Source organism: Streptomyces triticisoli, assembly GCF_003270085.1.
Classification (GTDB): Bacteria; Actinomycetota; Actinomycetes; order Streptomycetales; family Streptomycetaceae; genus Streptomyces; species Streptomyces triticisoli.
In genome coordinates, this window is record NZ_QFDQ01000079.1 from 18,262 (window position 1) to 31,737 (window position 13,476).

General features: G+C 71.4%; 10 protein-coding genes and 2 pseudogenes. 7 read left to right on the forward strand and 5 right to left on the reverse strand.

Annotated elements, in window-relative coordinates:
* The first annotated feature begins 6 nt into the window (after positions 1 to 6).
* The 5 genes and pseudogenes from DEP02_RS14240 to DEP02_RS14260 all read left to right on the forward strand — a co-directional run.
* Entirely contained in the window at positions 7 to 1,239 is a 1,233-nt protein-coding gene (locus DEP02_RS14240) for a L,D-transpeptidase (RefSeq protein WP_112467692.1), read from the forward strand.
* A 180-nt stretch (positions 1,240 to 1,419) separates the two neighbouring features.
* Positions 1,420 to 2,676, forward strand: a complete 1,257-nt coding sequence (locus tag DEP02_RS14245; protein WP_198668438.1) for a L,D-transpeptidase — start codon at positions 1,420 to 1,422, stop codon at positions 2,674 to 2,676.
* Positions 2,677 to 2,837: 161 nt separating this feature from the next.
* Positions 2,838 to 3,605, forward strand: coding sequence for an enoyl-CoA hydratase/isomerase family protein (locus tag DEP02_RS14250; protein WP_112467694.1), 768 nt, complete (start codon positions 2,838 to 2,840; stop codon positions 3,603 to 3,605).
* A 274-nt stretch (positions 3,606 to 3,879) separates the two neighbouring features.
* The gene (locus tag DEP02_RS14255; protein ID WP_112467695.1) at positions 3,880 to 4,383 is read left to right on the forward strand and encodes an ATP-binding protein; all 504 of its coding nucleotides are present in this window, start codon (positions 3,880 to 3,882) and stop codon (positions 4,381 to 4,383) included.
* A gap of 93 nt (positions 4,384 to 4,476) precedes the next feature.
* Positions 4,477 to 4,749 (forward strand): annotated as a pseudogene (locus tag DEP02_RS14260) (polysaccharide deacetylase family protein); the annotation flags it as partial.
* Between the two features lie 130 nt (positions 4,750 to 4,879).
* Here DEP02_RS14260 and DEP02_RS14265 read toward each other — a convergent pair.
* Positions 4,880 to 7,177, reverse strand: coding sequence for a peptidoglycan recognition protein family protein (locus tag DEP02_RS14265; protein WP_112467696.1), 2,298 nt, complete (start codon positions 7,175 to 7,177; stop codon positions 4,880 to 4,882).
* A gap of 231 nt (positions 7,178 to 7,408) precedes the next feature.
* On the opposite strand from DEP02_RS14265, the gene DEP02_RS14270 reads away from it, so the two are divergent.
* On the forward strand, positions 7,409 to 8,071 hold the full coding sequence (locus DEP02_RS14270) for an NADPH-dependent F420 reductase (RefSeq protein WP_112467697.1): 663 nt from the start codon (positions 7,409 to 7,411) through the stop codon (positions 8,069 to 8,071).
* A gap of 25 nt (positions 8,072 to 8,096) precedes the next feature.
* Here the strand turns inward: DEP02_RS14270 and DEP02_RS14275 are convergent, their stop codons facing one another.
* From DEP02_RS14275 to DEP02_RS14295, 4 genes and pseudogenes are all read right to left on the reverse strand, one after another.
* Positions 8,097 to 8,654, reverse strand: coding sequence for a GH25 family lysozyme (locus DEP02_RS14275; protein ID WP_112467698.1), 558 nt, complete (start codon positions 8,652 to 8,654; stop codon positions 8,097 to 8,099).
* A 92-nt stretch (positions 8,655 to 8,746) separates the two neighbouring features.
* Positions 8,747 to 9,781 (reverse strand): phosphatidylinositol-specific phospholipase C domain-containing protein, encoded by a 1,035-nt coding sequence (locus DEP02_RS14280; RefSeq protein WP_198668439.1) that lies wholly within the window; start codon positions 9,779 to 9,781, stop codon positions 8,747 to 8,749.
* A 109-nt stretch (positions 9,782 to 9,890) separates the two neighbouring features.
* A pseudogene (locus DEP02_RS14285) lies at positions 9,891 to 10,124 on the reverse strand (DNA-binding protein); the annotation flags it as partial.
* A gap of 136 nt (positions 10,125 to 10,260) precedes the next feature.
* Positions 10,261 to 12,183: a glycoside hydrolase family 84 protein gene (locus tag DEP02_RS14295; RefSeq protein WP_157977443.1), complete on the reverse strand. Its 1,923-nt coding sequence runs from the start codon at positions 12,181 to 12,183 to the stop codon at positions 10,261 to 10,263.
* A 215-nt stretch (positions 12,184 to 12,398) separates the two neighbouring features.
* Between DEP02_RS14295 and DEP02_RS14300 the strand changes: the two genes are divergently transcribed.
* Positions 12,399 to 13,355, forward strand: coding sequence for a hypothetical protein (locus tag DEP02_RS14300; protein WP_112467700.1), 957 nt, complete (start codon positions 12,399 to 12,401; stop codon positions 13,353 to 13,355).
* The last annotated feature ends 121 nt before the right edge of the window (positions 13,356 to 13,476 follow it).

A 13,476-nucleotide genomic window follows, 5' to 3' on the forward strand; every position in this document is an offset into this window, starting at 1 on the left:
CAGCGCGTGAGGCATGCAACTGGGCGCGCACGGCGCGCGGGGGCCGCACTGGCCGCCGTACTGACATGGGCAGGACTACTGGCCGGGGTCGCCGGCTGCACCTCGGGCGGCGGCAGCGGGCTCGACCGGGTCTTCGGCGACCCCCCGGCGCCCGAGGACGTCGTCAAGGTCTCGCCGGACGACGGCAGCAAGGGGGTCCGGCCCGGCGAGAAGCTGCGGGTGCGGGTCACCGCCGGGCACCTGGAGTCCGTCACGGTCGTCAAGTCCCAGGACGCGCAGAACACCCCGGTGCCCGGGCACTTCTCCCACGACCGCCGGACCTGGCAGCCCGACGACGACCGGCTCGCCCTCGCCGCCAAGTACACCGTCGACGCGGTGGCCGACGACGGGGCCGGGCACCGCTCCGCCCGGCACACCACCTTCACCACCCTCGTCCCCGACAAACGCTTCATCGGCCACGTCACCCCGGAGAACCACTCCGTCGTGGGCACCGGAATGATCGTCTCGCTGTCCTTCAACCGGCCGGTCACCCACCGCGCCGCCGTCGAGCGGGCCGTCCGCGTCACCGCCGAGCCGGCGGTCGAGGTCCGCCCGCACTGGTTCGGCGGGAGCCGGCTCGACTTCCGTCCCCGGGAGTTCTGGAAGCCGGGCACCCGGGTCACCGTCGAGCTGCGCCTGAAGGACGTCGAGGGGGCGCCCGGCGTCTACGGGCTGCAGTCCAAGACCTTCTCCTTCACCATCGGCCGCAGCCAGGTCTCCCTGGTCGACGTCGCCGCCCACACCATGCAGGTCCACCGCGACGGCCAACTGCTGACCACGCTCCCCGTCACCGCCGGGACGCGGAAGCACGCCACGTACAACGGGACGATGGTGGTGATGGAGATGCACGAGGTCACCCGCATGGACAGCCGCACGGTCGGCTTCGGTGAGGAGTACGACGTCCCCGATGTCCCGCACGCCCTGCGGCTCACCACCTCCGGTACCTACCTGCACGGCAACTACTGGTCGGCCCGGGACACGTTCGGCCGCGAAAACGTCAGCCACGGCTGCATCGGCCTGCGCGACGTACGCGGCGGCCACGACAGCGGCACGCCGGCCGCCTGGTTCTTCGCCCGCAGCCTCGTCGGCGACATCGTCCGGGTCGTCAACGGCGACGACAAGACGGTCGCTCCCGACAACGGCCTCGGCGGCTGGAACATGGACTGGGACCAGTGGAAGGCGGGCAGCGCGGTCAAGTGACCGGGCGGGGGCGAGGGGGTGGGGCCCGTCCGCGCCCGCCTGCCGGGAAGCCGTTGAAGTTGGGACGGAACAGTGACAATCGCCTGACAACTCGCCCCTGACCTTTGGTTACTATGCGAAAAGGGCGCGGGAGACGCGCGAGGGGTGCGGGTCCGACCGGCCCGGGGAGGGGAGACGAACTTGAACGTGCGGCCGATATCGGGGACATCGGTGGATGCGCGGGGACGACGGGGGCGCAAGGGGGTGCTGGCACTGGTGTCCGGCGTGCTGCTCCTCGCCGTCACCGCGTGCGGCGGGGGCGTCCCGGGCGAGGGGTCCGGGGAGAGCGAGGGCAAGGGCTCCGAAACGGCCCGGAGCAAGCAGTCGCAGGCGGTCGTGACCATCGCGCCCAAGGACGGCGCCAAGTCCGTGGACACCAGCGACACCCTCAAGGTCGGCGTGAGCAAGGGCAAGCTCACCCGGGTCGTCGTCAAGGACACCAAGGGCACGCGGATACCCGGGGAGATGTCCGGCGACGGCACCTCCTGGACGCCGAGCAGGCACCTGGCCGCCTCCACCACGTACACGGTGCACGCGGTGGCCAAGGACTCCGAGGGCATCGAGGCGACCGAGGACTCCAGCTTCACCACGCTGACCCCGCAGAACACCTTCATCGGCCACTTCACCCCCGAGGACGGCTCCACCGTCGGCGTCGGAATGCCGTTCTCGCTCCGCTTCACCCGGGGCATCACGGAGCCGAAGGCCGTCGAGAAGGCGATCGAGATCAAGACCGAGCCGGCCGTCGAGGTCGCCGGCCACTGGTTCGGCAACGACCGCCTCGACTTCCGCCCCGAGCACTACTGGAAGGCCGGCACCAAGGTCACCGTCAAGCTCGACCTGGACGGCGTCGAGGGCCGCCCCGACGTCTACGGCAAGCAGAGCAGGACCGTCTCCTTCACCATCGGCCGCAACCAGGTCTCCGTGGTCGACGCCAAGACGCACACGATGAAGGTCATGCGGGAGGGCAAGGTCGTCAGGACCATTCCCATCACCGCCGGCGCGCCGTCCACCGCCACCTGGAACGGCCAGATGGTCGTCAGCGAGAAGCTCAAGGTGACCCGCATGAACGGTGCGACGGTCGGCTTCACCGACTCCGACGGCAAGGGCGAGTACGACATCCCCGACGTCCCGCACGCCATGCGCCTGACCAACTCCGGCACCTTCCTCCACGGCAACTACTGGAGCGGCGGCGCCTTCGGCAACTACAACGCCAGCCACGGCTGCATCGGCCTGCGCGACGTACGCGGCGGTTACGACGGAGCCACGCCGGCCGCCTGGTTCTTCAACAGCTCGATGGTCGGCGACGTGGTGATCGTCAAGAACTCCCGCGACCGGACGGTCGCCCCGGACAACGGGTTCAACGGCTGGAACATGTCCTGGGACGAGTGGAAGGCGTAGCACACGCCGCCGACGGCCCGGGCCGCGTGTGACCGACCGCACCGGCCCGGCCACCGTCAGCCCCCGTGCTGTGCCTGTCCGGGGGCGACCCCCGGCCCCCCCGGCCGTGTGTGACCGACCGCACCGGCCCAGCCACCGTTAGCCCCCGTTAACCTGCTCCCATGACCGTATCTCTGGAAGTCGCCGAAGGCGTCGGTACCCTGCGCCTGGATCGTCCGCCCATGAACGCGCTCGACGTCGCCACGCAGGACCGGCTCAAGGAGCTCGCCGAGGAGATCACCCGCCGCGAGGACGTGCGCGCCGTGGTGATCTACGGTGGCGAGAAGGTGTTCGCGGCCGGCGCGGACATCAAGGAGATGCAGGTGATGGACCATGCGGCGATGGTCCTGCGCGCCCGCGCCCTGCAGGACTCCTTCACCGCCGTGGCCCGCATCCCCAAGCCGGTGGTCGCCGCCGTCACGGGCTACGCGCTCGGCGGAGGCTGCGAACTCGCGCTCTGCGCGGACTACCGCATCGCCGGGGAGAACGCCAAGCTCGGCCAGCCGGAGATCCTGCTCGGCCTCATCCCCGGCGCGGGCGGCACCCAGCGGCTGTCCCGGCTGATCGGCCCCTCCAAGGCCAAGGACCTCATCTTCACCGGCCGTCAGGTCAAGGCCGACGAGGCCCTCGCGCTGGGCCTGGTGGACCGCGTGGTGGCACCCGACCAGGTCTACGCCGAGGCATACGCGTGGGCCGCCAGGCTCGCCCAGGGTCCGGCGATCGCGCTGCGCGCCGCCAAGGAGTCGATCGACACCGGCCTGGAGACCGACCTCGAGACCGGACTCGCCGTCGAGCGCAACTGGTTCGCCGGCCTGTTCGCCACGGAGGACCGCGAGCGCGGCATGCGCAGCTTCGTGGAAGAGGGTCCCGGCAAGGCGAAGTTCCAGTGATTCCCTCGTTCGGGGACTTGCAATTGACATGATGTCTGATCCGGGTCCCTCGACAGGGTGGTTTATGGCAGCCTTAACGCAGCCTTAAGCGTGTCTTGTCGAGGGAGCCGGTCGATTGCCGCCAGCCGAACCGTCCGCGCAGGTCAGCCGGGCCGTTCCAGGGCCCGAGGTGCCGTTGGCATATGCCGCTCGAAAGGTGCGCACAGGGGGCGCCCGGGGGGCGTATTCACCCGTAACGGCCCCGGAGGAGGTCGCGGACGGCCATCATGGGGGCATGGCGGGGCTGGAGGGTATCGAACAGCCGCGGGGACAGTCACGTGCGACCGCGGCGCGCTGGTCGCCCGCGGTCGAGGACGAACGCGCGCAGAAGGCGCTGGAGTTGTTCGGCAATCCGACGGAGGCGGAGGTTCCGCTGCCGTCCCGCCCCGAGTCCGCCGCCACCGCCCGCCGGCTCGCCCAGGTCGTCGTCCTGCGTCTGTGGGGGCTGTCGCCCCGGATGGCCGAGGACACCGTCCTGCTCGTCTCCGAACTCGTGGGCAACGCCGTACGGCACACCGGCGCCCGCGTCTTCGGCCTGCGGATGCGCCGCCGCCGCGGCTGGATCCGTGTCGAGGTCCGCGACCCCTCCCGCGGGCTGCCGTGTCTGATGCCGGTGCAGGAGCTGGACATCAGCGGACGCGGCCTGTTCCTCGTCGACAAGCTGTCCGACCGCTGGGGAGTCGACCTGCTGCCACGCGGCAAGACGACGTGGTTCGAGATGCGGGTGGGCGACCGCTGACGGGCGGTGCCCCGCACACCTGACCGACGCTCACTTCCGTGTCCGTACGTGCGAATCGCCCGTTTTCTCACCCTGCGCCTCTTAAATGGTGCGGTGACCACGACCGACCGCCGCGGCGTGCTGCGGGCCGGTGCCGGACTCGTCGCCGGCGGCGCACTCGCCGCCGGGTGTGCCTCCACCGGCGCCGCCCCGCACTCCGCCGCGTCCTCCGTAGCGTCCTCCGGGCCCTCGGACACCGCGTCCCCGCAGACCGCGCCCGCCCCGCGCGCCTTCCCCCGGCAGCCCGCGCAGATCACCCACGGCCCGTGCGACCGGCCCCGCGTCGCCCTCACCTTCCACGGCCAGGGCGACCCCGCGCTCGCCCGCTACCGCGAACTGCCGGCGACCCCCAAGGGAACGCCCGCACCGGCGCACGAGGAGGAGTTCGCCTGGGTGATCGCCGCCCTGCGCGCCCGCGTGCCGGCGCCCTGATCGCAGGGCGCCGGGCGGTGCGGTGCTACTTGAGGTACACGATGCCGTCCGTGGTGACGGCGGGGCGGCCCGAGGTGCCGACGACCACGACCTTGATCGTGTGCTTCGCGCTGGTGGACCAGGTCTTGGTCCAGATCGCGTCCCGGTACTTGGTCGTCGCCGACTTCAGGTCGACCGTGGCGGTCTTGGTGCCGTCGACGTAGATGTGGGCCTGGCCGGAGGTGGCGGCCCGGGAGACCAGCCAGGCCACGGAGCGGCCGGTGAAGGTCCAGGTCAGGGAGGCGTTCTTCGTCGAGCTGGTGAGGGACTTGCCGCCGAGGTAGCTGGTGGAGGACTTGCTCGTCCAGGTGCCGGCCTTGGTCGCGGACGTCTCCTGGACGATGACGGGGGTGCCGGACACGGCGGCCGTACCGGTGTTGCCCGCCTGGTCGCGGGCGGTCAGGGACCAGGTGGTCGCCGTACCGGACTTGGCGGTGAGCTTCGCGCTGGTGGTGGCCGGCCCGTAGGTGGCGGTGGTCGGGGCGGTGAGCCTGACCTCCTTCAGGGCGGCGTCGTCGGACGCCTTCCAGCTCAGGGTGACGGGGACGGCGGTGGTGTTCACCGTGCCCGTGCGCAGGGCCGCCTTCGGCTTGGTGGGGAAGGTGGGGGCGGTCGTCTCGGCGACCACCGTGGCCGCCGCGGAGGTGGCGGTCTTCCCGGACTGGTGGGTGGCGCGGACCTGTATCTGGTGGCTGCCCAGTGCCAGGGTGGCCTTGGCCGAGGTGGCGGTTCCCGCGGCGGTGGCCACGGGCTTGCCGTCGACGAGGAGTTCGTACTTGCTGATCAGCGCGGACGGTGTGGTGGCCGCCCAGTTCACGGTGATCGCGGCCTTGGTGTAGTACGTCGTGCCGGACAGCCCGGCGCCGGTGACGGACTTGATCGTCAGGCCCTTGACCGGGCCGGCGGCCCAGCTGCGGAGGGTGGGCAGCTTGGCGTAGTACGCGTTGCCGGGGCACTGGGTGTTGTAGTTGTCACGGTGCCCGTGGAGGGCGGGCAGGCTCATCTTCGCGCCCTTGGCCCAGGTCGTGCCGGTGTAGCTGCGGCCGCTGTCACCCGCGGTGAGGGTGACCGTGCCGGCCGGGTTCACGCCGTACTGCCCCAGCTTCCAGGCGGCGATCCGGGCCACCGAGGTCAGGGCGGCGTTGCTGGGGGCGACGTCGGTGTAGGTGCCCAGGATGGAGATGCCGGTGGTCTCGGAGTTGAAGCCGAAGGCGTGGGCGCCCATGACGGGCAGGTCCACTCCGCCCTTGCGGCCCTCGTAGACCTTGCCGCACTTGTCGACGAGGAAGTTGTAGCCGAGGTCCTTCCACTTCAGCTGCCTGACGTGGTACGCGTAGATGCCCCGGACGACGGCGGGTCCGTCGGCGCAGGTGTAGTTGTTGCTCTCGGCGGTGTGGTGGACCACCACCGCCTTGATCTTCCCGCCGGGCAGGTAACCGGGCTCCTCGGGGCTGATCGACTCGTCTGCACCCCACCCGGCACGCGAGACGATCGCCGGGCGCGGCGCGGTGGACGGCGGAGCCGTGGGCCCGGTCGCACTGGCGCTGGGGCTGGGAGTTGCCGACGGGGGCGGGGAGGCGGGCTCGGAGGGCGTCGGCTCCTCGCTGGAAGGAGTGGGCTCGGCCGGGGGCTCGGGCTCGGGCTCGACGGGAGCGGTGGTCTCCTCGTCGTCGGCCGGCGCGGTCGGACCGGGGTCCTCGGCCGGTTCCCCTTCCGTGGGGTCGGGCGACTCGGCCGGATCGGCGGGCCCGTCGACGCGGTAGCCCGCCGGTTCCATCGCTCCGCCGCCGCTGCCGCCCTTGCCCGGGTCGATCATGTCCAGACGCAGCCCGGCAGGCAGCCGGTCGGAGGTACGTCCGTCCGCCGTGACCCGCACCTCCACGCCGTCGGACGGCCCCACCCAGGCCGGTTCGGTACCCCCGCGCTGGGCGCCCGCCTCACCCTGGCCGCCATTGCCGTCCAGCCGCAGCCAGTCGGACCACTGACCGGATCCCGCCGCGCGGGTACGGGCCTCGATCGTGCCCGTGATCCGCGCCGCAGGGTCGCTCCAGGTGATCCCGAGCATGCTGAACGGCTCGGTCCGCTCCTGCTTCAGGGCGGCCCTGGTGCCGTGATCGGCCGTCGGCAGCGCGGCGGTGTGGGCCTGGCTCCTGACGGGTCCGGGCCTGCCGTCGTGATCGGGGCTCCGGCCCGGCTGGTCGGAGCCTCCGCTCAGGACGAGCCCTCCGACGAGTCCTGCCGAGACCACGGCAGCCGTACCCCAGATGTAGCGAGATCTACCCATAATGGATCTGCGATGTCCTTCGTGAGGAGCGAGAAAACAGGTGGCCCCGCACCGACAGGACGGGACGACTCACTCAGCAGACCTGCAAGATCCGTCAAAGGTTGCACCAGTGCGCCGCAGAGCAGTGGGTGGCATGGATCACAGCTCTGGCTTGTTGGTCTGAGAGTCACTACCTCCTGTTCGGCAGGAGCTGTGCCGGAGGCCGACCCAGGGAAGGCAGGGCGAGCAGAGATGAAGATCGGCATCATTGGTGCGGGGAACATCGGCGGCAACCTGACCCGGCGGTTCACCGCCGTCGGTCATGACGTCTCCGTCGCCAATTCGCGCGGGCCGCGGACCCTCACCGCGCTGGCCGAGGAGACCGGCGCGACCCCCGTACGGGTCGAGGAGGCGGCGCGGGGCGCCGAGGTGGTCGTGGTCACCGTTCCCGTGAAGGCGGTCCCGGGGCTGCCGTCCGGGCTGCTCGACGGGGCGGCCGAGGACGTGGTGGTGATCGACACCGGCAACTACTACCCGCGGGAGCGGGACGGCAGGATCGCGGGGATCGAGGACGAGGGGCTGACCGAGAGCCGCTGGACCGAGCGGCAGATCGGCCATCCCGTGGTCAAGGCGTTCAACGGCACCTTCGCCCAGGACCTCCTCGAACGCCCCCGCCCGGCCGGGGACCCCGAGCGCATGGCGCTCCCGGTGGCCGGTGACGACGAGGCGGCCAAGGCGAAGGTCAGGCAGATCATCGACGGGATCGGCTTCGACACGGTGGACACCGGCGGCATCGACGACTCCTGGCGTCAGCAGCCCGGCACCCCGGTGTACGGGATGCGTGGAGGCGCCGACGCCGTCACCGAGGCCCTGGGGGAGGCGTCACCGGAGCGCCCGGCGGACTTCCGGGCGTAGGGCTTCCTTCGCGTCGCCGCCCGGCTCAGGCGCCCTTCGCCCACGCCTTGAGCGCAGCCTTGCTGCTGAAGTTCGCCACGTTCTTGTCGTGCGGGTCGTCGGTGTACTGGTGGAAGAGCCACTTCGCCTTGATGCGGGGGTGCCCGGCCTTGACGTAGTCCGCGATCCACAGGCCGTCGCCCGCGTAGGAGGTGGTGTCGATGCCGAGCCAGAAGTGGCGGTTGGCGTAGAGGATCACCCGGTGGTGCGGGCGGAGGGCCTTGACCTTGCGGATGAACTGGTCCTTCTCCGCGTTGCTCGCATGGGTGCCCCCGCCCGTGGTCTCCCAGTCGACGGCGAGGATGTCGCCCGCCTTCTCGGGGGCGTGGGAGACGAAGTACTCGGCCTGGGCCGTGATGTTGCCGGGCCACAGGAAGTGGTAGAAGCCGATGACCAGACCGGCGTCGCGACCGTGCTTGGTCTGGGCGCTCAGCTTGGAGTTGACGTACGAACGGCCCTCCGTCGCCTTGATGAAGACGAAGGAGGAGCCGCTCGTGCCGTAGGTGGAGGACTGGTAGGCGCTCACGTCGATGCCGTGCAGCATGCACACTCCCTGAAGGTGCCGTGGGGGGAGGAGTCGTTGAGTGAGTTCTGCCCCGTCTCCCCTGCGGGCGACCCCCTCAGGGTGTTCGAACATCAGCCCCGGTCGACCACCGAACCCAGTACGGCGGGCGACTTGGCCGACCAGTCCGAGGTGATCACGCTGGCGTGCTTCCCGGCCAGGAGGGACAGGCGGGCGGCCACCTCCGCGTCCGTGGGGTTGGTCGAGGAGATCGCCGGGGAGACACCGGCCGCGTCCGTGGTGATCAGGATGTAGTGGTTCGCCGAGTAGAACGACGTGTCGTAGCCGTTGTTGACGTAGGCCGCCGCGTTCCCGTCGAAGAAGACGAACCAGGGGCGGATCGAGGCGTCGTAGCGGGCGGCGCGCGGATCGCCGGCCGCCGCGCCGAGGACGGCGGGGAAGGCCTGGGCCGTGGCGATGTTCCCGGCGGCGTACAGGTCACGCAGGTGGTCGCCGTACTCCTGGTCGGTCCAGTAGTGGTCGAAGGGGTTGGCCTGCTCCACCGTTCCCGGGATCAGTTCGAAGAGGACCTTGCCGGTCAGGTCGTCCCGGGACGGCCAGGCGCCGGCCCTCGCGGCCGCGTCCAGCGTCGGGTACTTTCCGTCCAGCAGGTCGGAGGGCTTGTAGACCATGCTGCCGAGCTTCTGCCGCACCAGGGTGTCGAAGGCGGCCGGCCCGAGACCGATGGTCTGGTTGAAGCCGTTCTTCATCTCCACCTTGAAGACGATCGGCCGGTGGTCGGGGTGCAGTTGGTGCCAGGCGGCGATGTTGTCCAGGCAGCTGCCGAGGTCCTGGTTGCGGCTCTTGCCGTACAGCTCGCCCGGTGTCTTCGCGGCCTCGCAGTTGTTGTCGTTGCCCAGCGGATTGCTGTGACTGACCCGCCAGCGCCGGGTCAACGGGTCGGTGTAGACGTCGACTTCGAGCAACGAGGCGCCGGAGTCCAGCGCCTGTGCGAAGTACGTGTACTTGGCCTTCTCGTACGCGTTGTGCGTACCGATCGCCGTCGTCCCGGAGAACTTCGGTGCCTGAGCCGCACCGGCGTTTCCGGGCACCGCCCACAGTAACGCGGCGGCACCCAGTAACGCCGCCGTACGTCTTGCCGCGCGCATGGATCAACTCCCCTTCGCTGTCGCAGAGTTGAGCGGCAGCGTAGGGGTAAGTGGTTACTGTGCGGTAGCCCCTGGAGGAACGGAGGTCACATCAGCACGCGATGACGCCTCAGGCCTTGATCACACGGATACCGTTGCCGCACAGCATGCGGAGGTCCTCGGGGGCCGAGGTCAGGATGGCCACAGGGGCGGGTGAGGCGAGCGCGGTGGCGGCCACGACGGCGTCGAGGGCGTACTCGTGGCCGTGCAGTCCGGCTGCGGCGAGGAGCTTGCCCGCGTGGCGGGCGACGGCTTCGACGGGCGGGATGATGTCCACGCGGGAGACGGCGTGGTCGACGCGGGCGTCCACGGCGGCTCCTGGCGCCGGCAGCTTACGGCCTGTGCGGCGACACGGATGCGGTGACAAAAGCTCTGGCGGAGGCGTCCCCGGAGCGCAAGCCGGAGTTCCGGGGCCAGGTTCCGTGCGGCGGTCCGCCCGCTCAGCCGAGTGCGCGGGCCACGAACGTGTCGAGCACGCCCTCTCCCACCACCACCGTGCGGCCACGACCCTGCCAATCGATGACCGTGCGGGAGCGGGCCGTGTCGCGCAGGGCCCGGACCTCGGCCCGGGAACCGGTGCCCGCGCGCAACTCGATCGCGGCGAGCGCGGCCCGGGCCCAGTCGGTCGCACACGCCACCCACGGGGACACGGAGTCACGGAAGGAGTCCGGGAGGGTGTCCCGCAGTCCGGCGAGCACGGTGAGGCGCTCGCGCAGGGCCCGCTCCGCCCCTGCAGTGCCCCGCCAGTACGCCCTCGTGAGCGCGGTGAGTGCAGGCGCCTGCACGGCGTTGATCCGAGAGGCGCGGTTGACGTCGGCGAAGGCACGCAGAGCGGTGAGCGCCTCGGGGTTTCCGTCGGCGAGTGCCGCGAGGCCGGCGTCGAGCGCGGCGGCCGGGCGGTAGGCGTCCGGGTTCCAGGTGTAGGCGGCGAGCGAGAACAGGGCCGGGTCCGAGGCGACCGCCTGGTTCATGGGGTTGGCCGTCACGCCCTCGACCGCGGCGGGCAGACCGGGCTCCCGTCCCTCGTACGGGCCGAGCAGCAGATGACCTGCCGTGTAGTCGTTCGCCGGGTAGTTGTCCCACACCAGCAGCCGATGGCCGTACAGCCGACGGGCCTCGCGGGCCTGGTCGGCGCGCAGGGCCGGGGAGACGACCAGTGGGCCCGTCCACATCACGGTGACATCGGGGTCCAGGACGGCGGCGAGGGAGGCCTTGTAGGCGCTCGCCCGCGTGCCGTCGTACTCCGTGGGCACGGCGATCAGCGGAGCGGCGCCGGAACGCGCGTCGAGGAAACCGTGTTGCACCTCGTTCAGCAGCTCCGCCTGGGCGCGTCCGACCGCGCCTCGCCCGCTGCCGTAGGCCGCCGCGTCCTGGGCGCAGTTCCAGCCCGTGATGTCGATGTCGTCCAGCGGCACGGCGAAGGCCCGCACCCCGACGTCCCACAACTGGCGGAACTTGCCGATCAGCGCGTCCCGGTCGGACGCGGAGGAATAGCACACGGACGGGCCGGGGGAGAGCGCGTACACGAACGAGACGTGGTTCTGCTCCGCCCGCCGGACCAGCTCGCCCAGCCGGGCGAGGGGCGCCGCGGGGTACGGCTCGCGCCAGCGGGCGCGCAGATACGCGTCGCCCTTGGGGGTGTACAGATAGGTGTTGAGTTTGAAGCGGGCCGCGAAGTCCAGCTGTTCCAGCCGCTCCCGGTGGGTCCAGGGCTTGCCGTAGAAACCCTCGACGACGCCCCGGATGGAGGTGGCGGGCCAGTCGCGGATGCGTACGGCCGGCAGCGTGCCGCGGGCGCGGGCGGCGCCGACGGGGCGGACCAGCTGAGCGAGGGTCTGAGCGGCGTGGAAGGTGCCCGCCCGGTCCACCCCGGCCAGGACCAGGCGCGGCTCGCCGTCGTCGGACCCGGCGACGAGGACGTACCCCCCGGTGGCCAGTCCGCCGGGAGGCTCGACACCGAACGGCTCAAGGGCCTCGGCCGCCCCGTCGGTCACCACGCTGACCAGCAGCTCGCCCGTGTCCGGGGCGGCACCCACGCTCACCCGCCGGGCACCGCCCGCGCGCAGGGTGCGCACCACGGAGTCCAGCGTGGCGGGGTCGGTCCCGGAGTCGGTCCGCACCACCACATCGGCGCCGATCCGCACCGAGCCGCGGTCCCGTCGTACGCTGCGCGGCGTCGGCCACAGCGCGGGCAAAGCGGGTCCGACGGCGTCGGACCCGCCCGCCGTTCCCCTGGTGTCGCCGGGCGGCGCCGACGCCGTGCCCGTGTCCCCGCCGTCGGCGCAGGCGCGGGCGAACAGGACCAACACGAGACCGAGCGCGAAGCCCAGCAGCAGCGCCGGCGGGACGCGGAACGCGTGCACCCGACCCCCTCCGGCGAATCTGGCCCATGAACTCACTTGTAGTACCCAGAATATGACGAGGCGGCAGCTCTGTTGGCCGATTTGGTCTCGTCCGTGGGTGAATCCACGATTCGCCAGCGCTCTGCGCCAGTTGGCGTAGACACTGCCGTCGACTGCTCATATTCAGATAGTCACGGGGCGAACGTGCTCCCCAGCCACGAGCAAGGAGGTCGCCGATGGTGGCGCCCGATCCGCAGAGCCACTGGATCGTTCTCCTCGACATCGAGGACTTCAGTCTGCGCCCGGAGACCGCCCAGGCAACACTGCACGAGGAGCTATACCACGTGGTCGAGTTCGCGCTGGCCCGCGCCGGGCTCGGCCTCGACGCCTGTGCCGTGCAGGACCGCGGCGACGGCATGCTGCTGCTCGTCCCGATCGGGACCAGCCCCACCAGGCTGCTGCGCGAACTGGTGCGCGGTCTGGAGGACGCGCTCGTGGAGCACCGCGGCAAGTACAACGACGAGCACCGCATGCGGCTGAGGGTCGGACTGCACCAAGGCCTGGTCATCCGCCGCGGCGAGCGGTGGACCGGCAGTGCCGTCAACGACCTGGCACGCCTGGTGGACGCCGGGCCGGTCAAGCAGGTGCTCGCCCGTGCAGGGCGGGCCCATCTGGTGCTGGTCGTGTCGAACGAGATCCACAAGTCGGTGGTGCAGGGCCGCTATCCCGGTATCGACCCCGCGGCCTACCTGCCCGCCGACTTCGTCACCAAGCACGGCGAACCGCGCCGGGGCTGGGTCACCGTACCCGGCTATCCGGCGCCGCCCGGACTTCCCGCGCGATCGGGGGAGCCACCGACCGGCCGGAACAGACCCGGGGGAGTCTCCGGCATCGGCGGCGACGCGGGAGGAGTGGGCGGCGGAGCCGATCCGGGGAGCCCGGCACCGCCGCCCACGCCGACCGTCGGAGACGTGCGGGACAGCCAGATCGCGGTGGGGGCCGGCGCCACGGCCGTCGGCGGCGACCAGGTGAACGTGGCCCGGGACCATCTGGAGATATCCGGCGACCACGTCGCGGTGTCCGGCGACTACCTGCGCGTCGACGGTGACTACGTTCGCGGCGACAAACACGTCCACCACCATGATCCGGCAGCCCCCACGGTCCGCCGTACCACCCCGGCGGACGGCTCATGAGCACGCCCGCCACACCGCAGCCCGCCGGGACCCCCACGCCTCAGTCCGCCGGCCCCGGTCCCGCGGCACCCCAGCCCGCGTCCCCGGGCGCGTCCGGCACTCCGCCCGCCGCGGGCGACCC

Coding starts and splice junctions, on each gene's coding strand:
- DEP02_RS14250 (WP_112467694.1), top strand. CDS start 2,838: ATGACCGTATCTCTGGAAGTCGCCGAAGGCGTCGGTACCCTGCGCCTG.
- DEP02_RS14255 (WP_112467695.1), top strand. CDS start 3,880: ATGGCGGGGCTGGAGGGTATCGAACAGCCGCGGGGACAGTCACGTGCG.
- DEP02_RS14265 (WP_112467696.1), bottom strand. CDS start 7,177: ATGGGTAGATCTCGCTACATCTGGGGTACGGCTGCCGTGGTCTCGGCA.
- DEP02_RS14270 (WP_112467697.1), top strand. CDS start 7,409: ATGAAGATCGGCATCATTGGTGCGGGGAACATCGGCGGCAACCTGACC.
- DEP02_RS14275 (WP_112467698.1), bottom strand. CDS start 8,654: ATGCTGCACGGCATCGACGTGAGCGCCTACCAGTCCTCCACCTACGGC.
- DEP02_RS14280 (WP_198668439.1), bottom strand. CDS start 9,781: ATGCGCGCGGCAAGACGTACGGCGGCGTTACTGGGTGCCGCCGCGTTA.
- DEP02_RS14300 (WP_112467700.1), top strand. CDS start 12,399: ATGGTGGCGCCCGATCCGCAGAGCCACTGGATCGTTCTCCTCGACATC.